This window comes from Stenotrophomonas sp. GW821-FHT02D01 (assembly GCF_059421765.1).
The window spans coordinates 251,840-270,565 of the sequence record NZ_JBWKVP010000001.1; the positions used below are offsets into that span (position 1 = coordinate 251,840).

Below are 18,726 nucleotides of genomic sequence, written 5' to 3' on the forward strand. Positions count from 1 at the left end.
ACAATGTTGCAACCCAAGCGAACCAAGTACCGCAAGGTGCACAAGGGCCGTAACGAAGGCCTCAGCTGGAGCGCAAACGCTGTCAGCTTTGGCGAGTACGGCCTGAAGGCAACCGCCCACGGTCAGCTGACCGCGCGTCAGATCGAAGCGGCTCGCCGTTCGATCAGCCGCTACGTGAAGCGCGGCGGCAAGATGTGGATCCGAGTGTTCCCCGACAAGCCCATCACCAAGAAGCCCATCGAAGTTCGAATGGGTTCGGGTAAGGGCAACGTGGAATACTGGGTGGCCCAGATCCAGCCCGGCCGCATGATCTATGAAATCGAGGGTGTTACCGAGGAAGTGGCACGCGAGGCGTTCCGCCTGGCCGCTGCCAAGCTCTCGGTCACCACCACTTTCGTGACCCGGACGGTGCGCTGATGGATATCAAAACTCTCCGTGAAAAGTCGGCTGACGACCTCAAGGCCCACCTGATCGACCTGCGTAAGGAACAGTTCTCTGTCCGTATGCAGCAGGTCACCGGCCAGCTGCCGAAGACACACGACATCCGCCGGGTGCGTCGCGAAATTGCTCGCGTCAAGACCCTGCTCGGCAGCACGAAGTAAGGATGGCCGCTATGAGCGACAATACTGAAAACAAAGCGCTGCGCACGGTCGAAGGCCGTGTCGTCAGCAACAAGATGGACAAGACGGTTACCGTCCTGGTCGAGCGTCAGGTCAAGCACGCACTGTACGGCAAGTACATCAAGCGCTCGACGAAGCTGCACGCCCACGATGCCGACAACGCCTGCAAGGAAGGCGATGTCGTCCGCGTGACCGAGATTGCTCCGATGTCCAAGACCAAGAACTGGCGCGTGGTGGAAGTCATCACGCGTGCGGCTGAATAAGGAGTCTGAATCATGATCCAGATGCAGAGCTACCTTGACGTCGCCGACAATTCTGGTGCCAAGCGAGTGATGTGCTTCAAGGTGCTGGGTGGTTCCAAGCGCCGTTACGCCGGCATCGGCGACATCATCAAGGTCACCGTGAAGGATGCGATTCCGCGCGGCAAGGTCAAGAAGGGTGAAGTGTATGACGCCGTCGTGGTGCGTACCCGCAAGGGTGTGCGTCGCGCCGACGGCTCGCTGATCCGCTTCGACGGCAACGCTGCCGTTCTGCTTAACAACAAGCAGGAGCCGATCGGGACCCGTATCTTCGGGCCGGTGACTCGTGAACTTCGTTCGGAGAAGTTCATGAAGATCGTCTCGCTCGCTCCCGAAGTGCTGTGAGCGACAGGAGATAATCATGGCTAACCGTATCAAGAAGGGCGACCAGGTTGTCGTCAACGCTGGCAAGGACAAGGGTAAGCAGGGCGAAGTCGTCCGCGTCGATGGCGACCGTCTGGTCGTCGCCAACGTGAACATCGTCAAGCGCCACACCAAGCCGAACCCGCAGGCAGGTGTTGCCGGCGGCGTGGTCGAGCGTGAAGCGTCGATCCATATCTCCAACGTGAATGTGCTGAACCCGGCTTCGGGCAAGGGCGAGCGCGTTGGCTTCAAGGTGCTGGAGGATGGACGCAAACTGCGTGTGTTCCGCTCCAGCGGTGAGGCGCTCGACGCCTGAGGAATGAGAAGATGACTTCCCGTCTCGAAAAGTTTTACAAGGAAGAAGTGGTGCCGGCGCTGATGAAGCAGTTCGGTTACACCAATTCCATGCAGGTGCCGAAGCTGGTCAAAGTCACCCTGAACATGGGTGTCGGCGAAGCGGCCACCAACAAGAAGATCCTGGAAAACGCCGTTGGCGACATGACCAAGATCTCGGGCCAGAAGCCGATCGTCACCAAGTCGCGTATCTCGGTGGCATCGTTCAAGATCCGTGATGGTTGGCCGATCGGCTGCAAGACCACGCTGCGTCGCCACAAGATGTACGAGTTCCTGGACCGCCTGATCAACATCTCGCTGCCGCGCGTGCGCGACTTCCGTGGTGTTTCCGGTCGTTCCTTCGACGGTCGCGGCAACTTCAACATGGGTGTGAAGGAACAGATCATCTTCCCGGAAATCGACTTCGACGCTGTCGACGCGATCCGCGGTATGGATATCGCCATCACCACCACTGCGAAGACCGACGCGGAAGCGAAGGCGCTGCTGGCAGCGTTCAAGTTCCCGTTCCGTAACTGATTCGTCGAGGAAACCGAAATGGCAAAGACCTCCATGGTCAACCGCGACATCAAGCGGAAGAAGCTGGCTGAAAAGTTCGCTGTCAAGCGTGCTGCTCTGAAGAAGATCGTGTCCTCCCCGGACGCGAGCTACGAAGAGAAGATCGAGGCCGCCACCAAGTTGTCGAAGCTGCCGCGCGATTCGTCGCCGAGCCGCCATCGCAACCGTTGCGAACTGTCTGGCCGCCCGCGTGGCGTGTACAGCAAGTTCGGCCTGGGTCGCAACAAGCTGCGTGAAGCCACCATGCGTGGCGACGTTCCGGGCCTGCGCAAGGCCAGCTGGTAACCCCAGCCGGTCCTGCCAGCGAGGGCTCCCCCCGGGGGGGGCTTCGCAGCCGGGGAGGGGAGGCGTTCAGCTTTCCCTCTGCAAAAAACCGAAGAGCCCGGCGCAAGTCGGGCTCTTTTGGCGTATACTCCCGCGTCTTGCTCTGCGCAACGCGTAGGGGTAGGGGGCCTGGCCCGTTTCCAGGAGACAACAGATTTTCGCGAAAGCGGATATCGGTGCACTCAAAGGTACTCATATGAGCATGACTGATCCCATCGCCGACCTGCTGGTCCGCATCAAGAATGCGGCAGCGGTTGGCAAGCAGACGGTGAAAGCCCCGTCGTCCAAGATCAAGGTTGCGATCGCCCAGGTCCTGAAGGACGAGGGTTACATCGCCGACCTGCGCGTGACCGCGCTCGAGAACAACAAGTCCGAGCTGGAAATCGTGCTGAAGTATTTCGAAGGCAAGCCGGTCATCGCGACCCTGAAGCGCTTCTCGCGTTCGGGCCTGCGCCAGTACCGCGGCAAGAGCGAACTGCCGAAGGTCATGAACGGCCTGGGCATTTCCATCATTTCCACTTCCAAGGGCATCATGACTGATGCGCAGGCGCGCCAGTTGGGCGTCGGCGGCGAAGTCCTGTGCTTCGTGGCCTAAGGCGAAAGGAGTAGACCATGTCCCGTGTAGCCAAGAAGCCGATCGACCTGGGTAAGGTTGAACTGAACGTCCAGAACGACAACGTCATCGCCAAGGGCCCGAAGGGCACCCTGTCGCTGGCCAAGCCGGCTGGCATCAACATCAATGTCGAAAACGGCGTTGCCACCCTGAGCACCGACAACGTGGAGCTGATCCCGCTGACCGGTACCGTCCGCGCCATCCTGTCCAACATGGTCAAGGGTGTTTCCGAAGGCTTCGAGCGCAAGCTTGAGCTGGTCGGCGTGGGTTACCGTGCCGCGATGCAGGGCAAGGACCTCAGCCTGTCGCTGGGTTACTCGCACCCGATCGTGTTCGTGGCGCCGGAAGGCATCACCATCACCACCCCGACCCAGACTGAAATCCTGGTGCAGGGCGCTGACAAGCAGGCCGTCGGTGAAGCTGCCGCCAAGATCCGTGCGTTCCGCAAGCCGGAGCCGTACAAGGGCAAGGGCGTGAAGTACTCCGACGAAGTCATCATTCGCAAGGAAGCCAAGAAGGCCTAATTAGGACCTTCCGCTTTCCAGGGAAAAAGATCATGAACAAGAACATCGCCCGCCTGCGTCGCGCCAAGTCGACCCGTGCCCACATCCGTGTGCTCGGTGTGGCCCGCCTGTCGGTGCTGCGCACCGGCCAGCACCTGTATGCACAGGTCTTCACCGCTGACGGCTCCAAGGTGCTGGCTGCCGCCAACACCACCCAGGCCGACATCAAGGAAGGCCTGAAGAACGGCAAGAACGCCGATGCCGCCGCCAAGGTTGGCCGCATCGTCGCTGAGCGTGCCAAGGCCGCCGGCGTCGAGAAGGTTGCCTTCGATCGTTCGGGTTACCGTTACCACGGCCGCATCAAGGCCCTGGCTGACGCTGCCCGCGAAGCCGGCCTGCAGTTCTAAGGGATCAGGGCAGGGGACTCCGGTCCCCATGCCCGCCTGCTCGCCAGCCTGAGTGAGGCTGGGCGGCGCCGCTCTTCTGCAGCGGCCCACCGCAACAACGCACCACTCCACAACCATAAGCGGCCTCGAGCCGTACATAACCCAACAACCAAGGAATAAACATGGCAGAAGAACGTCAGCAGCGGGGTCGCGATCGCGACCGTAACCGCGAAGAGAAAGTCGATGACGGCATGATCGAAAAGCTGGTCGCGGTCAATCGCGTCAGCAAGACCGTCAAGGGTGGCCGTCAGTTCACCTTCACCGCCCTGACTGTTGTCGGCGACGGCGAAGGCAAGGTCGGTTTCGGTTATGGCAAGGCACGCGAAGTGCCGGTCGCCATCCAGAAGTCGATGGAGCAGGCTCGCAAGAACCAGGTCACCGTCGATCTGAACAACGGCACCCTGTGGCACACCATCAAGGATGGTCACGGCGCAGCGCGCGTGTTCATGCAGCCGGCTTCCGAAGGTACCGGCGTCATTGCCGGTGGTGCCATGCGCGCCGTGCTGGAAGCAGTTGGCGTGAAGAACGTGCTGGCCAAGGCCACCGGTTCGCGCAACCCGATCAACCTGGTGCGTGCCACCGTGAAGGGCCTGACTGCAGCGCAGTCGCCGGCTCGCATCGCGGCCAAGCGCGGCAAGAAGGTGGAGGATCTCAACCATGGCTAATGAAACCAACAAGACCGTCAAGGTCCGTCTGGTTCGCGGCCTGCGTGGTGCCCAGGCGCGTCATCGCCTGTCGGTGCGTGCGCTGGGTCTGGGCAAGCTCAACGATGTGCGTGAACTGAAGGACAGCCCGCAGGTTCGCGGTCTGATCAACAAGGTCCACTACCTCGTCAAGGTTGAGGAATAATCCAATGACCATGCATCTGAATGAATTGAGCCCGGCACCGGGCGCTCGTAAAGAGCGTACCCGCGTCGGTCGCGGTATCGGCTCCGGCCTGGGCAAGACCTGCGGCCGCGGCCACAAGGGTTCGTTCGCCCGTAAGGGTGGCGGCAAGATCAAGGCTGGCTTCGAAGGCGGCCAGACCCCCATGCAGCGTCGTCTGCCGAAGATCGGCTTCCGTTCGCCGATCGCCAAGGACACCGCTGAAGTGCTGCTGTACCAGCTGGACAAGCTGCCGGCCGGCGAGATCGACTTCGCTGCCCTGCGTGCGGCCAAGCTGGTCCCGAGCACTGCCAAGAAGGCCAAGGTCGTCGTCAAGGGCGAAGTGACCAAGGCGTTCACCCTGAAGGGTGTTGCTGCCACGGCCGGTGCCAAGGCTGCGATCGAAGCTGCCGGCGGCAGCGTAACGGAGTAAGAGAATCATGGCGCAAGCTGGCATCGGTAACCTCGCGGGCGGAATGGGCAAGTTCACTGAACTTCGCCAACGTTTGCTGTTCGTCGTCGGGGCTTTGATCGTCTATCGCATCGGCTGCTACGTGCCGGTGCCGGGCGTCAATCCCGATGCCATGCTTGCCATGATGCAACAGCAGGGCGGCGGCATCGTGGACATGTTCAACATGTTCTCGGGCGGCGCCCTGCACCGTTTCAGCATTTTCGCGCTGAACGTGATGCCGTACATCTCGGCATCCATCGTGATGCAGCTGGCTGTGCACATCTTCCCCGCCTTGAAGGCGATGCAGAAGGAAGGTGAGTCCGGCCGCCGCAAGATCACCCAGTATTCGCGCATCGGCGCTGTGCTGCTCGCAGTGGTGCAGGGCGGTTCGATCGCGCTGGCACTGCAGGGCCAGGTGTCGCCGACCGGCGCGCCGGTCGTTTACATGCCGGGCATGGGCTTCGTGCTCACTGCCGTGGTCGCACTGACCGCCGGCACCATGTTCCTGATGTGGGTTGGTGAGCAGGTGACCGAGCGCGGCATCGGCAACGGCGTCTCGCTGATCATCTTCGCCGGTATCGTGGCGGGCCTGCCGGGTGCGGTCATCCACACCTTCGACGCCTACCGCGACGGCAACATCCAGTTCATCCAGCTGCTGCTGATCGCCATCGTCGTGCTCGCCTTCACCTTCTTCGTGGTGTTCGTCGAACGCGGCCAGCGCCGGATCACGGTGAACTACGCGCGCCGCCAGGGCGGTCGCAACGCGTACATGAACCAGACCTCGTTCCTGCCGCTGAAGCTGAACATGGCCGGCGTCATCCCGGCGATCTTCGCCTCGAGCCTGCTGGCCTTCCCGGCCACCCTGGCCATGTGGTCGGGTCAGGCTGCCAACCAGAGCACCTTTGGCCAGACCCTGCAGAAGGTCGCCAATGCCCTGGGCCCGGGCGAGCCGCTGCACATGATCGTGTTCGCTGCGCTGATCACCGGTTTCGCGTTCTTCTATACCGCGCTGGTGTTCAACTCGCAGGAAACCGCCGACAACCTGAAGAAGTCGGGCGCGCTGATTCCGGGTATCCGTCCGGGCAAGGCCACCGCCGACTACATCGACGGCGTGTTGACCCGACTGACTGCTGCCGGTTCGGCTTACCTGGTGATCGTCTGCCTGCTGCCGGAACTGATGCGCACGCAGCTGAACGCCTCGTTCTATTTCGGCGGTACTTCGCTGTTGATCGTGGTGGTGGTGGTGATGGACTTCATCGCCCAGGTGCAGGCGCACCTGATGTCCCACCAGTACGAGAGCCTGCTGAAGAAGGCCAACCTGAAGGGCGGCAACCGCGGCGGTTTTGCTCGCGGCTGATTAGCCTGTTATACTTTCGTCTTCCTGACGTGATGGTCCTCCGCTTCGCGGACTCTGGCCACACAAACGAAGGGCGGCCCCCGCAGCGGTTCCGGGTGGGGGTGTGATGAGGTGGTCCCGCGCTGGAGTAGCGCGGGCGGCCCGGGAGGCAACTCCAGGTCCAACCCCATCCGGCGCCGGAGCCTGGGCACACTCCCCGGGCCGGGTTCATGAAACCTCTGGTTTCACGGGCTTCCAAGTAAACCGGAACCTTGTTAGTATCACTGGTTCACTTTTTTGATCCATCCTGCCGGATCGGCGTGCCTTGAGCGCGCTGTCGGCCATCACTCAGCTGGAGAACCGCGTCATGGCGCGTATTGCAGGCGTCAACCTGCCAGCCCAGAAGCATGTCTGGGTCGGGTTGCAAAGCATTTACGGCATCGGCCGTACCCGTTCGAAGAAGGTCTGCGAAGTCGCAGGCGTCACTTCGACCACCAAGATCCGCGATCTGTCGGAGCCGGAAATCGAGCGCCTGCGCGCCGAAGTCGGCAAGTACATCGTGGAAGGCGATCTGCGCCGTGAAATCGGTATCGCGATCAAGCGCCTGATGGACCTGGGCTGCTACCGCGGCCTGCGTCACCGTCGCGGTCTGCCGCTGCGTGGCCAGCGCACCCGTACCAACGCCCGCACCCGCAAGGGCCCGCGCAAGGCGATCAGGAAGTAAGGGACATATAAATGGCTAAGCCTGCTGCTAAGACCAAGAAGAAGATCAAGCGCGTCGTCACCGACGGCGTTGCTCACGTCCACGCTTCGTTCAACAACACCATCGTGACCATCACCGACCGTCAGGGCAACGCTCTGTCGTGGGCGACCTCCGGTGGCGCTGGCTTCCGCGGTTCGCGCAAGTCGACCCCGTTCGCAGCCCAGGTGGCTGCCGAAAAGGCCGGTCGTGCTGCGCTGGACTACGGCGTGAAGTCGCTGGAAGTCCGCATCAAGGGTCCGGGTCCGGGCCGTGAGTCGGCCGTGCGTTCGTTGAACAACGTCGGCTACAAGATCACCAACATCATCGACGTGACGCCTATCCCGCACAACGGGTGCCGTCCGCCGAAGAAGCGTCGCGTCTAAAGGGAGCGATAAGAAATGGCTCGTTATATCGGTCCTACCTGTAAGCTCGCCCGTCGCGAAGGCGCCGACCTGTCCCTGAAGAGCCCGGCGCGTGCGCTGGACTCCAAGTGCAAGTTGGAGCAGAAGCCCGGCCAGCATGGCGCCACTGCCCGCAAGGGCAAGCTGTCCGACTACGCTACCCAGCTGCGTGAAAAGCAGAAGGTCAAGCGTATCTACGGTCTGCTGGAGCGTCAGTTCCGCAACTACTACAAGAAGGCCTCGACCAAGAAGGGCAACACCGGCGAGAACCTCCTGCAGCTGCTGGAAACCCGCCTGGACAACGTTGTCTACCGCATGGGCTTCGCCGTGACCCGTCCGGCTGCCCGTCAGCTGGTGTCGCACCGCGGCGTCACCGTGAATGGCAAGTCGGTCAACCTGGCCTCGTACCAGGTCAAGGCTGGCGACGCCATCGCCCTGTCTGAAAAGGCTGCCAAGCAGCTGCGCGTCCAGGAAGCCCTGACCGTCGCCGCCCAGCATGACCTGAGCCCGTCGTGGGTTGAAGTGGATTCCGGCAAGTTCTCCGGCATCTTCAAGGCTGTTCCGGATCGTTCGGATCTGCCTGCGGACATCAACGAAGCGCTGATCGTCGAGCTGTATTCGAAGTAATTCACATTGGAGAGCCCCCGGCGACGGCCGGGGGTTCACTAGGAGAACCCGCAACATGACGGTTACCGCCAACCAGGTTCTGCGTCCTCGCGGTCCGCAGATCGAACGCATTACCGACACCCGTGCAAAGGTCGTTATCGAACCTTTGGAGCGGGGTTACGGGCATACGCTGGGTAATGCCCTGCGTCGCGTGCTGCTGTCGTCCATCCCGGGCTTCGCCATCACGGAAGTCGAAATCGACGGCGTGTTGCATGAGTACACCACGGTCGAAGGTCTGCAGGAGGACGTGCTGGAAGTCCTGCTGAACCTGAAGGACGTGGCCATCCGTATGCACTCCGGCGACAACGCGACTCTGTCCCTGTCCAAGCAGGGTCCGGGCGTTGTCACCGCTGCCGACATCAAGGTCGACCACAATGTGGAGATCTTGAACGGCGACCACGTGATCTGCCACCTGACCAAGGACACGGCAGTGAACATGCGTCTGAAGATCGAGCGTGGTTTCGGCTATCAGCCGGCAGCTGCGCGTCGTCGTCCGGACGAAGAAACCCGTGCCATCGGCCGTCTGGTCCTGGATGCCTCGTTCTCGCCGGTCCGCCGTGTCGCCTATGCCGTGGAAGCGGCTCGTGTCGAACAGCGCACCGACCTGGACAAGCTGGTCATCGATATCGAGACCAACGGCACCATCGACGCCGAAGAAGCAGTGCGTACCGCTGCCGACATCCTCAGCGATCAGCTGTCGGTGTTCGGTGACTTCACCCATCGCGACCGCGGTGCGGCGAAGCCGGCCAACAACGGCGTGGATCCGGTGCTGCTGCGCCCGATCGACGATCTGGAGCTGACCGTGCGTTCGGCCAACTGCCTCAAGGCCGAGAGCATCTACTACATCGGCGATCTGATCCAGAAGACCGAAGTCGAGCTGCTGAAGACCCCGAACCTGGGTAAGAAGTCGCTCACCGAGATCAAGGAAGTGCTGGCCCAGCGTGGCCTGTCGCTCGGCATGAAGCTGGAGAACTGGCCGCCGGCCGGCGTCGCCAGCCACGGCATGCTGGGCTGATACCGCCTTTCTGCAAGACCGCATGGCCCCGTCGGCAACGGCGGGGCCATTGCACCCAGGCAACACCGCCACGACGAACGAAGGTTCGCGGGCAGGTCGTCCAGGACGGATGGCCAGGACCAACCGCAGTCCGAGCAGCAACGCCAGGAAGGCGACAACGATCCGCAAAGCCACATCATTAACCAAGGAATATCACCATGCGTCACCAGAAATCCGGCCGTAAGTTCAGCCGTACCAGCGCCCACCGCGAAGCGATGTTCAAGAACATGGCCGCCTCGCTGTTCAAGCACGAGCTGATCAAGACCACCCTGCCGAAGGCCAAGGAACTGCGCCGCGTCGCCGAGCCGCTGATCACCCTGGCCAAGGTCGACTCCGTCGCCAACCGCCGTCTGGCCTTTGCCCGCCTGCGCGACAACGAAGCCGTCGGCAACCTGTTCACCATCCTGGGCCCGCGCTACGCGAACCGTCCGGGCGGTTACCTGCGCCTGCTGAAGTGCGGCTTCCGCGCCGGCGACAACGCGCCGATGGCCTACGTTGAGCTGGTTGACCGTCCGGTCGTGGCTGAAGCCGTCGAAGAGTAATCGACGCGCGACACCCGTCATTCGGTGAAGAACCCGGCCTCGTGCCGGGTTTTTCCGTTTCTGGGCGACGGATGGAGATCCACGCCGGGCGTGGATGATCCCGCATGTTGCGGCGCGCGCGCCGGCATGTTCCGACGGGCGCGACGTTGTGGCGGTTCGAACGGCGCGCACTCTCGGTTACGCTTGTGGTCCGTACTACACGAGCGTTGCCGATGAATCCTCTGCGCTGGCCTTTCCGCGCCCAGTTCCTGTTGGGCTTCCTGATCTGCGCGGGCCTGCTGGGCTACGCGATTTTCCTGCAGCTGAAGATGGGGCTGGAGCCGTGTCCGCTGTGCATCTTCCAGCGCCTGGCGTTCGCGGCCCTGGGCCTGCTGTTCCTGATCGGCGCCCTGCATGGGCCGTCCAACCGTCCGGGGCGGGCGACCTACGGCATCCTCGCTTTCATCGCTGCCGCCGTGGGTGTGGGTATCGCCGCGCGCCATGTCTACGTGCAGATGCTGCCGCCGGAAATGGGGGCGACCTGTGGCCCGCCACTGGCCTTCCTGCGCGAGACCATGGGGCCGCTGGAAGTGTTCCGCACCGTGCTAACCGGCACCGGCAACTGCGGCAACATCGACTGGACGTTCCTTGGCCTGACCATGCCGATGTGGTCGGGCGTGTGGTTCGTGCTGCTGGCCCTGTGGGCGCTGGTCGTGTCGCTGCGCAAGGTCAAACGCTGATCCAGTCTGGAGCCACGCATGGCGTGGCTCTACTGCGTTCCGGTAGTGCCGGCCGCTGGCCGGCAATCCCAGGGGCGGTTGAGTTCCGGTAGTGCCGGCCGCTGGCCGGCAACCCCCTGGGGGCGATGCAGTCCCGTGCAATGCCGGCCAGCGGCCGGCACTACCTCAGAAGTCCTGCTGCAGGCTCAGATAGGCGCCGCGACGCGGCCCCCACTGCGGTGCGAACACGCCGATGCCGCCGCCATCGCGCAGCTGGTAGCTTCGGTCCAGTGTGTTGAGCACGGCCAGTTGCACATGCAGCGGATGACCGCTGTCGGCGTTGAAGTCATGCGCGGCGCTGAGATTGACCTGCAGGTACGACGGCAGTTCGCCGCCATTGGGCACGCCCTCGATGTCCGAACGCAGGCCGCTGCCGTACACGTAGTTCGCACCGACCCGATTGTGGCCAGCGAACGCATAGCTGACGCCGCCGGAAGACGTCAGCTTCTGGTCGTGGTCCAGATGGATCCAGTTCTGCTGTACGTAGGCCAGTGCATCCGGATCGAGGTTGTACTGGCTGGTGATGACCTGGGTGCCCATGGCCTTGTTGTAGGCCGCGTTGAAGTACGCGCTGATGGGCCCGTTGCTGTAGTCGGCGCTGAACTCCAGGCCGTGGATGTGCCCGCGACAATAATTGAAGGTGGAATAGATGTAGGCGGCGCCGAACTGGCCTTCGTCCTGCAGGCGGTGCACGCGTCGGTCGTAGGCATCCAGGCCGAGGGTGAGGTGGTCGCCGACCTGCTGTGACACGCCGATATCGTAGTAGTCGCTGCGCTCGGACAACGGCGTGGTGCTGCCACCGGCCGGTTGCTGGTTGCTGGTGCCATCGAACAGGGCCAGATCGCTGCCGGCAACCAACTCACTGGCAGGCGGGGTGAAGTAGCGCGAATAGCCGGCGTGCACGGTGGTGCTGTTGCTGGCGTTCCAGACCACGCCCAGGCGTGGGCTGAGCTGGCCCTCGGTGTGACCGAAGGCCTTGAAGCGGTCGCCGCGCAGGCCGTAATTGACGGTCCAGTCATCGCCGATCCGCCACTCGTCCTGCACGTACAGGGCTGCGGTGCTGGCGTGGAAGGCATTGCGGTCCGGGATCAGCTGCGGCGTGGTGCTCGTCTGCCGCCCATCGGTGTCGACCGGGAAGACCCAGCTGCTGTTGTTGGCGGCGGCGTGTTCGTAGTTGCCATACAGGCCATAACGCAGGGTGTGGTTGTCGCCCAGGGGGGTGGAGAAATCGGCCTGCACGGTGTTGGCGCGGTTGCTGCGCCGGACCTGGGAGGCGACGCCGCTGAACACCAGGTCGCCAACGACGTCCGGGTTGAAGGCCACATCGCTGTAGCGCTGGCCGGCCGAGAGCTGGTACGCCGTCTGACCGAGCGTGCCCTGCAGCACCAGCATGCCGAAGCGGGTGGTCTCGCGCTGGGTTTCGTCCAGCTGGCTGGAATCGAAGGTGGTGGTGTCCAGGTAGCCGAACTGCGGGGTCTGCCCCGGGTTGACCGGGATCTGGAAGCGGTTGTTGGCAAAGCCGGCGAACACGCTCAGGCGGGTGCTGTCGTTGACCAGGTAGGTCAGGTCGGCAAAGGCCTTGCCTTGATGGGTATCGTCATGCAGCGGCTTGCGTGCGCTGGTGGGGTTCTCCAGGCCGACCTCGTTCTGATCGTAGTTGCCGGTCAGGAACCAGCTCCAACGGTCCTGGTTGCCCCACCAGGAGGCATTCGGATTGACCTTGCCGAACGAACCGGCGGTGATGCCAGCGCTGCCGCCGTTGCCCAGCTCGGCGCCACTGCGGGTCGTGATATCGACCACCGCGGCGGTGCGTTCACCGAACTGGGCCGGCAGCGCGCCATCCATCAGGCGGATGCTCTTGATGGTGCGGGCATCCAGGGTCTGGCCGAAGCCGGAGATCGATTCGGGCAGCAGTACGCCGTTGATGCGGTACTGCAGGTTGGCGTGGTCGCCGCGCACGTGTACGCCGCCGTAAGAGTCCTGGACCACGCCCGGGGCCTGCAGCAGCACCTGGCTGAGCGGGGCGGAGGCGCCCAACGGCTGCTTCTGGATGTCCTCGGCGGTGATCTGGTACTGGCTGCTGCCGATGTCCGGTGACAGGGCGTTGCGGGCCTGGTCGAGCTGAGCACTGACGGTGACTACGTCGAGGTCCTTGACCGCAGCCGCGCTGGCATCAGCGTCGGCGGCAAGCACGGACTGGCTGGTCAGGATCAGGGCGAAGGTGATGGCGGTGGTGAGCAGGGAGGGCTTCATGGGAAATGGGCAGGGAAGAGGAGAGGGGCCGGTCCATGAGAGAGTGTTACTCCGTAACAACTGCGTGCCGATCATGCGCCTGTCCGGCGACGGCCACCATGCCGTTTCTGGCCGATCACACGGCCCCTTTCCACGCCGTTCAGGCAGTCATGACCGGGCCCGGCCCTTTGCGCCAGCGGCTGGCTCTGCGACCATGACCGCCCCCCACCCCCGGATGTCCGTGATGAGCCTGTCCGCCGTTCCGCCCGCCCCCGATCCTGCCGCCATCGCTGCTGGCGCCGCCTGGTCACCGGAGAGCTGGCGGGGCAAGACCGCGCTGCAGATGCCGACCTATCCCGATCCGGTGGCACTGGATGCCGCGCTGCACGAGTTGAAGCGGCTGCCGCCGCTGGTGACGTCGTGGGAGATCCTGGCGCTGAAGCAGCAGCTGGCCGACGCCCAGGAAGGCAAGCGTTTCCTGCTGCAGGGCGGCGACTGCGCGGAGAACTTCAGCGACTGCGAATCGGGCACGATCTCCAACCGGCTGAAGGTGCTGCTGCAGATGAGCCTGGTGCTGGTGCACGGCCTGCGCCAGCCGGTGATCCGCGTCGGCCGTTTCGCCGGCCAGTACGCCAAGCCGCGCTCGGCCGATACCGAGACCCGCGACGGCGTGACCCTGCCCAGCTACCGTGGCGATGTCATCAATGCGCCGGCTTTCACCGAGGCGGCGCGGCTGCCCGACCCGAAGCGGATGCTGCAGGCCCACGCGCATTCGGCGATGACGATGAACTTCGTGCGGGCGCTGATCGATGGTGGCTTCGCCGACCTGCACCATCCCGAGTACTGGAACCTGGAATGGGTGAGCCATTCGCCGTTGGCCGCCGAATACCAGAAGATGGTGGCCTCGATCGGTGATGCCGTGCACTTCATGGAGACCCTGGCCGGGGCCCGCGTGCACAACCTCAACCGCATCGATTTCTACACCTCGCATGAAGCGCTGCTGCTGCCCTACGAGCAGGCGCTGACCCGGCAGGTGCCGCGCCAGCAGGGCTGGTTGAACCTGAGCACGCACTATCCGTGGATCGGCATGCGTACCGCCGCGCTGGATGGCGCGCACGTGGAGTACCTCCGTGGCGTGCGCAATCCGATCGCGATCAAGGTGGGCCCGTCGGTGACGCCGGACCAGTTGCTGCGCCTGATCGATGTGCTCAACCCGGATGACGAGCCGGGCCGCCTGAGCTTCATCCATCGTATGGGCGCGGCGCAGATCGCGCAGAAGCTGCCGCCGTTGCTGGACGCGGTCAAGCGCGATGGCCGTCGCGTGCTGTGGGTGTGCGACGCGATGCACGGCAATACCGAAAGCACCGCCAACGGCTTCAAGACGCGGCGCTTCGACAACGTGCGTGGTGAGGTCGAGATGTCCTTCGACCTGCATGCGGCGGCAGGCACCCGTCTGGGTGGCGTGCATCTGGAGCTGACCGGTGAGGATGTGACCGAATGCACCGGCGGTGCGCGCGAACTGACCGAACGTGACCTGGAACGTGCCTATCGTTCGACCGTCGATCCGCGATTGAACTACGAGCAGTCGCTGGAGATTGCGATGGCGATCGTGCGCAAGCAGGAGCAAGTGCGGTAAGGGTTGGCTTCTGCAGGGCTGCGCCCTGCACCTGCAGAGGCCACTGCCAGAGCAACAGCAAGGGCGGCATTCCGTGGTTGGCGGGGCGGTGTCGGATTGCGGGGACGCCGCAAGTACGTCCCTGTAGGCTCAGCCGCGGCATCCATGCCGCGGATGCCCCGCAATCCGACACCGCCCCGCCTTCGACAGTTTTCCGGTGTCTGTTGGATTCACGCCATGCGTGGATGAATCTCCATCGGAATCGAATATTTCGAATTGAATTTGAAGAGCATCCACGCATGGCGTGGATCTACGTGTCGACCAAGGTCGACACCGACCAACAGCGGGCCATGACATTCCGACAGATCGCGGGAAATTGTCGGAGGCGGGGAGGGGACAGATGGCGGGGGCGTGAGCGCCATGGATGGCGCGACCGAGCTTACATGGACGTACTTGCAGCGTCCCCCACCATCTGTCCCCTCCCCGCCATCCCAAGGAATGCAGGCTTTTGCTCTTGCTGTTGCTGTTGAGGTTGCCGGCCAGCGGCCGGCACTACCGCGGGTGCAGGGCGCAGCCCTGCCGAACACCCCCGCCTACATTCTGCTTACGAACGGCTGACATCGCGCTCATGGTGCATGCGCCACGCTGGCTCCTTGATGCAGACAGCGAGAATGCGCAGTGATATGGCAACACCTGCAGCAGTATCTGTGGCCGATCGGAACCGCTTTGGTGGTCGGTGGCCTGGGCGCTTGGGTCGTACTGGCACTGTACCGCCGCCTGCGCGGGCGTGACCGGCGCCGTGCGCGCATCGGCCGGGTGATCGGACCGCCGCTGGCCCTTGCACTGCCCGTGCTGTTGCTGGTGCCGGCGCTGCAGGCCACGCCATTGCCGGAACACACGCTCGATCAACTGCTGCGCGTGCTGCACATCGCCCTGACCGCCTGCTTCATCTGGTTGCTGGTGCGCGGCGTTGCGGCGGGTGAGCGGGCGATCCTGCGCAGCCATCCGATCGATGTCTCCGACAACCTCGAAGCGCGCCGCATCCAGACCCAGACGCGAGTGCTCAGCCGCGTGCTGATGGGCGGCATCATCGTGCTCGGTGCTTCGCTGGTGCTGCTGACCTTCCCGATGGTGCAGAAGATCGGCACCGCGCTGCTGGCGTCGGCGGGTTTGATCGGCCTGGTGGCGGGTATCGCCGCCAAACCGGTGTTCGGCAATCTGATCGCCGGCCTGCAGATTGCGGTGACCCAGCCGATCCGGCTCGATGACGTGGTGATCGTCGAGGGCGAATGGGGACGCATCGAAGAGATCGGCAGCAGCTACGTGGTGGTGCGTATCTGGGATGAGCGGCGGATGGTGGTGCCGCTGACCTGGTTCATCGAGCACCCGTTCCAGAACTGGACGCGGCGCAGTGCCGATCTGCTCGGCACGGCGTTCCTGTGGTTGGACTACCGTGCGCCGATCGCGGCGATACGTGCCGAGCTGGAACGCATCTGCCAGGGCCAGCCGCTGTGGGATGGACGGGTGTGCGTGACCCAGGTGACCGAGACCAGCGAGCGCGCGATCCAGGTGCGGTTGCTGGTCAGTGCGCGCAGTTCCGGTGATGCGTTCGACCTGCGCTGCCTGGTGCGCGAACGCATGCTGGATTTCCTTGCGCGCGAGCATCCGCAATCGCTGCCGCAGGTGCGCGCGCGCCTGCAGCGCGACGATGAGCTGGATATGCCGCGGATGCGGCGTGCAGGCAGCGCCGATGTGCGCTCGCCGGGTGCGGAGGATGGTGAGGCGGCCATCGCGCCAGTGGAGCCGTCGGATCGGTAGTGCCGGCCGCTGGCCGGCAGTTCCGGATGTCAGGGGTCGCCGGATTCGATCAAGGCATCGGTATCGAAGTGCGGTGGGCGCCGGGCGCGCGTGCGCTGCTCATACGCGTAGGCCATCTCGATCAACTTCGGCTCGCTCCAGGCCGTGCCCATGAACAACAGCCCTGCAGGCAGGCCATCGATCTGGCCCATCGGTACGCTCAGGCTGGGGTAGCCGGCGACGGCGGCGACGCTGTAGCTCTCGCCGGGGAAGTCATCGCCGGTGCTGCGCAGGGGCCAGGCCACACCGGTCGTCGGTGCGACCAGCGCATCCAGCTTCTGCGATGCCAGCACGGCGTCGATGCCTTCCGGGCCCGCCAGTCGCCGCGCATCGCTGCGCGCGCGGATGTAGACGGGATCGCCCAGGCCAGGAGTCGCCTGGGCTTCCTGCAGCAGCTCCTGGCCGAACAGCCCCAGTTCCTGGCCTTTGTGCGCCTCGTTGAAGGCGATCAGCCCGGCCAGGCTGCGCAGTGGCGCCTGGTAGGTGTTGAGGTAGCGCTCCAGACCCGCCTTGAATTCGTACAACAGCACGATGCGCTCGGCATCGGCCCAGGCGCCCTGGTTGGGTAGTTCCACCGGTACCACCACGGCGCCGGCGCGGCGCAGTTCAGCGACAGCCTGTTCAACCAGCGGTGGCATCCCGCGATATTTCAGCAATGGTGTCTGCAGCAGGCCGATGCGCTTGCCGCGCAGGCCCTGCGGATCCAGCCGTGCGGTGTAGTCGTAGACTGCGCGGCCGGGCATGGTCGCAGTGGCGGGATCGGCGTCATCGCGGCCAGCGATGGCGGTCAGCACGGCGGCGGCGTCGGCGACGCTGCGGGTCATCGGGCCCGCGGTGTCCTGGCTGAAGGAGATCGGGATGATGCCTTCGCGGCTGACCAGGCCGACGGTCGGTTTCAGGCCGACCACGCCGTTGATCGCTGCGGGGCAGACGATGCTGCCATCGGTTTCAGTGCCGATGGCCACGCTGGCCAGGTTGGCGGCCACGGCCACCGCGCTGCCGCTGCTGGAGCCGCAGGGGGAATGACTGAGGCGGTAGGGATTGCGGGTCTGTCCGCCGCGCGCGCTCCAGCCGGAGATGGAGTCGTTGCCGCGGAAGTTGGCCCACTCGCTGAGGTTGGTCTTGCCCAGCACCACTGCGCCCGCTTCGCGCAGGCGCCGGACCAGGTAGGCATCGCCGGGGCGGAAGCCCTGCAGGGCCAGCGAGCCGGCACTGGCGGCCATCGGTGCGGCGTTGATGTTGTCCTTCAGCAGGATCGGGATGCCATGCAGGGGGCCGCGCAGGCGGCCGGCACGGCGCTCCTGGTCGCGCTGTGCGGCTTCCTTGAGGGCATCGGGGTTGAGTTCGATCACCGCGCGCAGGCGTGGCCCGGTGCGGTCCAGGGCCGCGATGCGCTTGAGGTAGGCGCCGGTCAGGGTGACGCTGTCGAGCTCACCGGCGACCATCCGCGCCTGCAGGTCGGAGACTTCGGTCTCGGCGTAGGGGAAAGGCATAGAGCTGTTGCCGGGTTCACCGGCATGCGCGGTGGACGCGGCCGGGCTGCAGCCAGCAGCGAGCCCCGCAGGCAACGCGGTGATCAGGAAGGACAGGAGGGGCGGCAAGGACAGGCGCATGGGGCAGCTTCGACGGCTCCGATCCCCAGTGTAGCGGCTGCTCAGCGACGGCGCTTGCGCAGGTCGCGCGCCAGCACGTAGACGACGATCAGGTTGATCGCCAGCACCGTCCACGAGGCCCAGCCGGGATGGCGGACGATCGCGTAGATATCGAAGGGCAGGTAGATGGAGGCGGTCAGGCAGCCCAGCCAGGAAGCCCATGCCTTGGCTTTCCAGAGGCCCCAGGCCTCGACCAGGTGCAGCAGGCCGTAGCCGATCATCGCCGCCGCAGCCAGGTGCACCGCGTCGGGACTGATTGCATTCAACAGCGAGGGCAGGGTGCCGTGATCCGGGTCCAGGCTGAAACGCCGGATCAGGGCATTGACGCCGTCGCGAAGCGGCTGCGGGCCGAGGATTTCCAGCCCGGTGGCCGCCAACAACGCCAGCATCGCCTTGCTCGCTTCGAGCAAGGCGATGACATGGAGGCCCGGATGCCGGTGTGGATCCGGGTTGTAGCCGTTCTGGCTCACGGTTCGCTG

At 64.3% G+C, this 18,726-nt stretch carries 25 protein-coding genes; 22 read left to right on the forward strand and 3 right to left on the reverse strand.

Annotated features, from left to right (window positions below):
- Positions 1 to 3: 3 nt before the first annotated feature.
- The 20 genes from rplP to AC07UW_RS01190 all read left to right on the forward strand — a co-directional run bounded on the left by rplP (position 4) and on the right by AC07UW_RS01190 (position 10,852).
- Positions 4 to 417, forward strand: a complete 414-nt coding sequence (rplP, locus tag AC07UW_RS01095) for a 50S ribosomal protein L16 (protein WP_025879305.1) — start codon at positions 4 to 6, stop codon at positions 415 to 417.
- Positions 417 to 602, forward strand: coding sequence for a 50S ribosomal protein L29 (gene rpmC, locus AC07UW_RS01100; protein WP_025879306.1), 186 nt, complete (start codon positions 417 to 419; stop codon positions 600 to 602). Before rplP ends, rpmC begins: the two co-directional genes overlap by 1 nt.
- An 11-nt stretch (positions 603 to 613) precedes the next feature.
- Positions 614 to 883, forward strand: coding sequence for a 30S ribosomal protein S17 (gene rpsQ, locus AC07UW_RS01105; RefSeq protein WP_004145355.1), 270 nt, complete (start codon positions 614 to 616; stop codon positions 881 to 883).
- Between the two features lie 12 nt (positions 884 to 895).
- Complete coding sequence (rplN, locus tag AC07UW_RS01110; RefSeq protein ID WP_025879307.1) at positions 896 to 1,264, forward strand: 50S ribosomal protein L14; 369 nt, start codon at positions 896 to 898, stop codon at positions 1,262 to 1,264.
- A 16-nt stretch (positions 1,265 to 1,280) separates the two neighbouring features.
- Positions 1,281 to 1,598: a 50S ribosomal protein L24 gene (gene rplX / locus AC07UW_RS01115; protein ID WP_025879308.1), complete on the forward strand. Its 318-nt coding sequence runs from the start codon at positions 1,281 to 1,283 to the stop codon at positions 1,596 to 1,598.
- Positions 1,599 to 1,609: 11 nt separating this feature from the next.
- Positions 1,610 to 2,152 (forward strand): 50S ribosomal protein L5, encoded by a 543-nt coding sequence (gene rplE / locus AC07UW_RS01120; RefSeq protein WP_025879309.1) that lies wholly within the window; start codon positions 1,610 to 1,612, stop codon positions 2,150 to 2,152.
- Positions 2,153 to 2,170: 18 nt separating this feature from the next.
- Positions 2,171 to 2,476, forward strand: a complete 306-nt coding sequence (gene rpsN, locus AC07UW_RS01125) for a 30S ribosomal protein S14 (protein WP_032977438.1) — start codon at positions 2,171 to 2,173, stop codon at positions 2,474 to 2,476.
- Positions 2,477 to 2,711: 235 nt separating this feature from the next.
- Entirely contained in the window at positions 2,712 to 3,110 is a 399-nt protein-coding gene (gene rpsH / locus AC07UW_RS01130; RefSeq protein ID WP_025879311.1) for a 30S ribosomal protein S8, read from the forward strand.
- A gap of 17 nt (positions 3,111 to 3,127) precedes the next feature.
- Positions 3,128 to 3,652, forward strand: a complete 525-nt coding sequence (gene rplF, locus AC07UW_RS01135) for a 50S ribosomal protein L6 (RefSeq protein WP_099782946.1) — start codon at positions 3,128 to 3,130, stop codon at positions 3,650 to 3,652.
- A 32-nt stretch (positions 3,653 to 3,684) separates the two neighbouring features.
- Positions 3,685 to 4,038, forward strand: a complete 354-nt coding sequence (gene rplR, locus AC07UW_RS01140; protein WP_025879313.1) for a 50S ribosomal protein L18 — start codon at positions 3,685 to 3,687, stop codon at positions 4,036 to 4,038.
- A 161-nt stretch (positions 4,039 to 4,199) separates the two neighbouring features.
- Positions 4,200 to 4,742 carry a 30S ribosomal protein S5 gene (gene rpsE / locus AC07UW_RS01145; RefSeq protein WP_025879314.1) on the forward strand — a complete coding sequence of 181 codons (543 nt, stop codon included), beginning with the start codon at positions 4,200 to 4,202 and terminating at the stop codon, positions 4,740 to 4,742.
- Complete coding sequence (gene rpmD, locus AC07UW_RS01150; RefSeq protein WP_025879315.1) at positions 4,735 to 4,926, forward strand: 50S ribosomal protein L30; 192 nt, start codon at positions 4,735 to 4,737, stop codon at positions 4,924 to 4,926. The genes rpsE and rpmD overlap by 8 nt, the downstream gene beginning before the upstream one ends.
- Before the next feature lie 4 nt (positions 4,927 to 4,930).
- Positions 4,931 to 5,374 (forward strand): 50S ribosomal protein L15, encoded by a 444-nt coding sequence (gene rplO / locus AC07UW_RS01155; protein ID WP_089239007.1) that lies wholly within the window; start codon positions 4,931 to 4,933, stop codon positions 5,372 to 5,374.
- Between the two features lie 7 nt (positions 5,375 to 5,381).
- Complete coding sequence (gene secY, locus AC07UW_RS01160; RefSeq protein WP_025879317.1) at positions 5,382 to 6,749, forward strand: preprotein translocase subunit SecY; 1,368 nt, start codon at positions 5,382 to 5,384, stop codon at positions 6,747 to 6,749.
- 346 nt (positions 6,750 to 7,095) lie between these two features.
- Complete coding sequence (gene rpsM, locus AC07UW_RS01165) at positions 7,096 to 7,452, forward strand: 30S ribosomal protein S13 (protein ID WP_025879318.1); 357 nt, start codon at positions 7,096 to 7,098, stop codon at positions 7,450 to 7,452.
- A gap of 11 nt (positions 7,453 to 7,463) precedes the next feature.
- Entirely contained in the window at positions 7,464 to 7,853 is a 390-nt protein-coding gene (rpsK, locus tag AC07UW_RS01170) for a 30S ribosomal protein S11 (RefSeq protein WP_004145443.1), read from the forward strand.
- A 15-nt stretch (positions 7,854 to 7,868) separates the two neighbouring features.
- Positions 7,869 to 8,498, forward strand: coding sequence for a 30S ribosomal protein S4 (rpsD, locus tag AC07UW_RS01175; RefSeq protein ID WP_025879319.1), 630 nt, complete (start codon positions 7,869 to 7,871; stop codon positions 8,496 to 8,498).
- A 55-nt stretch (positions 8,499 to 8,553) separates the two neighbouring features.
- On the forward strand, positions 8,554 to 9,552 hold the full coding sequence (locus tag AC07UW_RS01180; RefSeq protein ID WP_025879320.1) for a DNA-directed RNA polymerase subunit alpha: 999 nt from the start codon (positions 8,554 to 8,556) through the stop codon (positions 9,550 to 9,552).
- Positions 9,553 to 9,749: 197 nt separating this feature from the next.
- On the forward strand, positions 9,750 to 10,133 hold the full coding sequence (gene rplQ / locus AC07UW_RS01185) for a 50S ribosomal protein L17 (protein WP_025879321.1): 384 nt from the start codon (positions 9,750 to 9,752) through the stop codon (positions 10,131 to 10,133).
- A gap of 212 nt (positions 10,134 to 10,345) precedes the next feature.
- Positions 10,346 to 10,852: a disulfide bond formation protein B gene (locus AC07UW_RS01190; RefSeq protein WP_049470033.1), complete on the forward strand. Its 507-nt coding sequence runs from the start codon at positions 10,346 to 10,348 to the stop codon at positions 10,850 to 10,852.
- A gap of 165 nt (positions 10,853 to 11,017) precedes the next feature.
- Here AC07UW_RS01190 and AC07UW_RS01195 read toward each other — a convergent pair whose 3' ends face one another.
- Positions 11,018 to 13,144 carry a TonB-dependent receptor gene (locus tag AC07UW_RS01195; protein WP_495211246.1) on the reverse strand — a complete coding sequence of 709 codons (2,127 nt, stop codon included), beginning with the start codon at positions 13,142 to 13,144 and terminating at the stop codon, positions 11,018 to 11,020.
- A 223-nt stretch (positions 13,145 to 13,367) separates the two neighbouring features.
- On the opposite strand from AC07UW_RS01195, the gene AC07UW_RS01200 reads away from it, so the two are divergent.
- Together AC07UW_RS01200 and AC07UW_RS01205 are read left to right on the forward strand one after the other, a co-directional pair.
- Positions 13,368 to 14,759: a class II 3-deoxy-7-phosphoheptulonate synthase gene (locus AC07UW_RS01200; RefSeq protein WP_025879324.1), complete on the forward strand. Its 1,392-nt coding sequence runs from the start codon at positions 13,368 to 13,370 to the stop codon at positions 14,757 to 14,759.
- Positions 14,760 to 15,416: 657 nt separating this feature from the next.
- Positions 15,417 to 16,556 carry a mechanosensitive ion channel family protein gene (locus AC07UW_RS01205; protein WP_495211247.1) on the forward strand — a complete coding sequence of 380 codons (1,140 nt, stop codon included), beginning with the start codon at positions 15,417 to 15,419 and terminating at the stop codon, positions 16,554 to 16,556.
- A 29-nt stretch (positions 16,557 to 16,585) separates the two neighbouring features.
- On the opposite strand, the gene AC07UW_RS01210 is transcribed toward AC07UW_RS01205, so the two are convergent.
- Positions 16,586 to 18,208: an amidase gene (locus tag AC07UW_RS01210; protein ID WP_495211248.1), complete on the reverse strand. Its 1,623-nt coding sequence runs from the start codon at positions 18,206 to 18,208 to the stop codon at positions 16,586 to 16,588.
- 41 nt (positions 18,209 to 18,249) lie between these two features.
- Positions 18,250 to 18,717, reverse strand: coding sequence for a DUF2127 domain-containing protein (locus tag AC07UW_RS01215; RefSeq protein WP_025879438.1), 468 nt, complete (start codon positions 18,715 to 18,717; stop codon positions 18,250 to 18,252).
- Positions 18,718 to 18,726: the final 9 nt, after the last annotated feature.

Bases quoted from the DNA above. Each gene is read 5' to 3' on its own strand.
- rplP (WP_025879305.1), top strand. From the start codon at position 4: ATGTTGCAACCCAAGCGAACCAAGTACCGCAAGGTGCACAAGGGCCGT.
- rpmC (WP_025879306.1), top strand. From the start codon at position 417: ATGGATATCAAAACTCTCCGTGAAAAGTCGGCTGACGACCTCAAGGCC.
- rpsQ (WP_004145355.1), top strand. From the start codon at position 614: ATGAGCGACAATACTGAAAACAAAGCGCTGCGCACGGTCGAAGGCCGT.
- rplN (WP_025879307.1), top strand. From the start codon at position 896: ATGATCCAGATGCAGAGCTACCTTGACGTCGCCGACAATTCTGGTGCC.
- rplX (WP_025879308.1), top strand. From the start codon at position 1,281: ATGGCTAACCGTATCAAGAAGGGCGACCAGGTTGTCGTCAACGCTGGC.
- rplE (WP_025879309.1), top strand. From the start codon at position 1,610: ATGACTTCCCGTCTCGAAAAGTTTTACAAGGAAGAAGTGGTGCCGGCG.
- rpsN (WP_032977438.1), top strand. From the start codon at position 2,171: ATGGCAAAGACCTCCATGGTCAACCGCGACATCAAGCGGAAGAAGCTG.
- rpsH (WP_025879311.1), top strand. From the start codon at position 2,712: ATGAGCATGACTGATCCCATCGCCGACCTGCTGGTCCGCATCAAGAAT.
- rplF (WP_099782946.1), top strand. From the start codon at position 3,128: ATGTCCCGTGTAGCCAAGAAGCCGATCGACCTGGGTAAGGTTGAACTG.
- rplR (WP_025879313.1), top strand. From the start codon at position 3,685: ATGAACAAGAACATCGCCCGCCTGCGTCGCGCCAAGTCGACCCGTGCC.
- rpsE (WP_025879314.1), top strand. From the start codon at position 4,200: ATGGCAGAAGAACGTCAGCAGCGGGGTCGCGATCGCGACCGTAACCGC.
- rpmD (WP_025879315.1), top strand. From the start codon at position 4,735: ATGGCTAATGAAACCAACAAGACCGTCAAGGTCCGTCTGGTTCGCGGC.
- rplO (WP_089239007.1), top strand. From the start codon at position 4,931: ATGACCATGCATCTGAATGAATTGAGCCCGGCACCGGGCGCTCGTAAA.
- secY (WP_025879317.1), top strand. From the start codon at position 5,382: ATGGCGCAAGCTGGCATCGGTAACCTCGCGGGCGGAATGGGCAAGTTC.
- rpsM (WP_025879318.1), top strand. From the start codon at position 7,096: ATGGCGCGTATTGCAGGCGTCAACCTGCCAGCCCAGAAGCATGTCTGG.
- rpsK (WP_004145443.1), top strand. From the start codon at position 7,464: ATGGCTAAGCCTGCTGCTAAGACCAAGAAGAAGATCAAGCGCGTCGTC.
- rpsD (WP_025879319.1), top strand. From the start codon at position 7,869: ATGGCTCGTTATATCGGTCCTACCTGTAAGCTCGCCCGTCGCGAAGGC.
- AC07UW_RS01180 (WP_025879320.1), top strand. From the start codon at position 8,554: ATGACGGTTACCGCCAACCAGGTTCTGCGTCCTCGCGGTCCGCAGATC.
- rplQ (WP_025879321.1), top strand. From the start codon at position 9,750: ATGCGTCACCAGAAATCCGGCCGTAAGTTCAGCCGTACCAGCGCCCAC.
- AC07UW_RS01190 (WP_049470033.1), top strand. From the start codon at position 10,346: ATGAATCCTCTGCGCTGGCCTTTCCGCGCCCAGTTCCTGTTGGGCTTC.
- AC07UW_RS01195 (WP_495211246.1), bottom strand. From the start codon at position 13,144: ATGAAGCCCTCCCTGCTCACCACCGCCATCACCTTCGCCCTGATCCTG.
- AC07UW_RS01200 (WP_025879324.1), top strand. From the start codon at position 13,368: ATGAGCCTGTCCGCCGTTCCGCCCGCCCCCGATCCTGCCGCCATCGCT.
- AC07UW_RS01210 (WP_495211248.1), bottom strand. From the start codon at position 18,208: ATGCGCCTGTCCTTGCCGCCCCTCCTGTCCTTCCTGATCACCGCGTTG.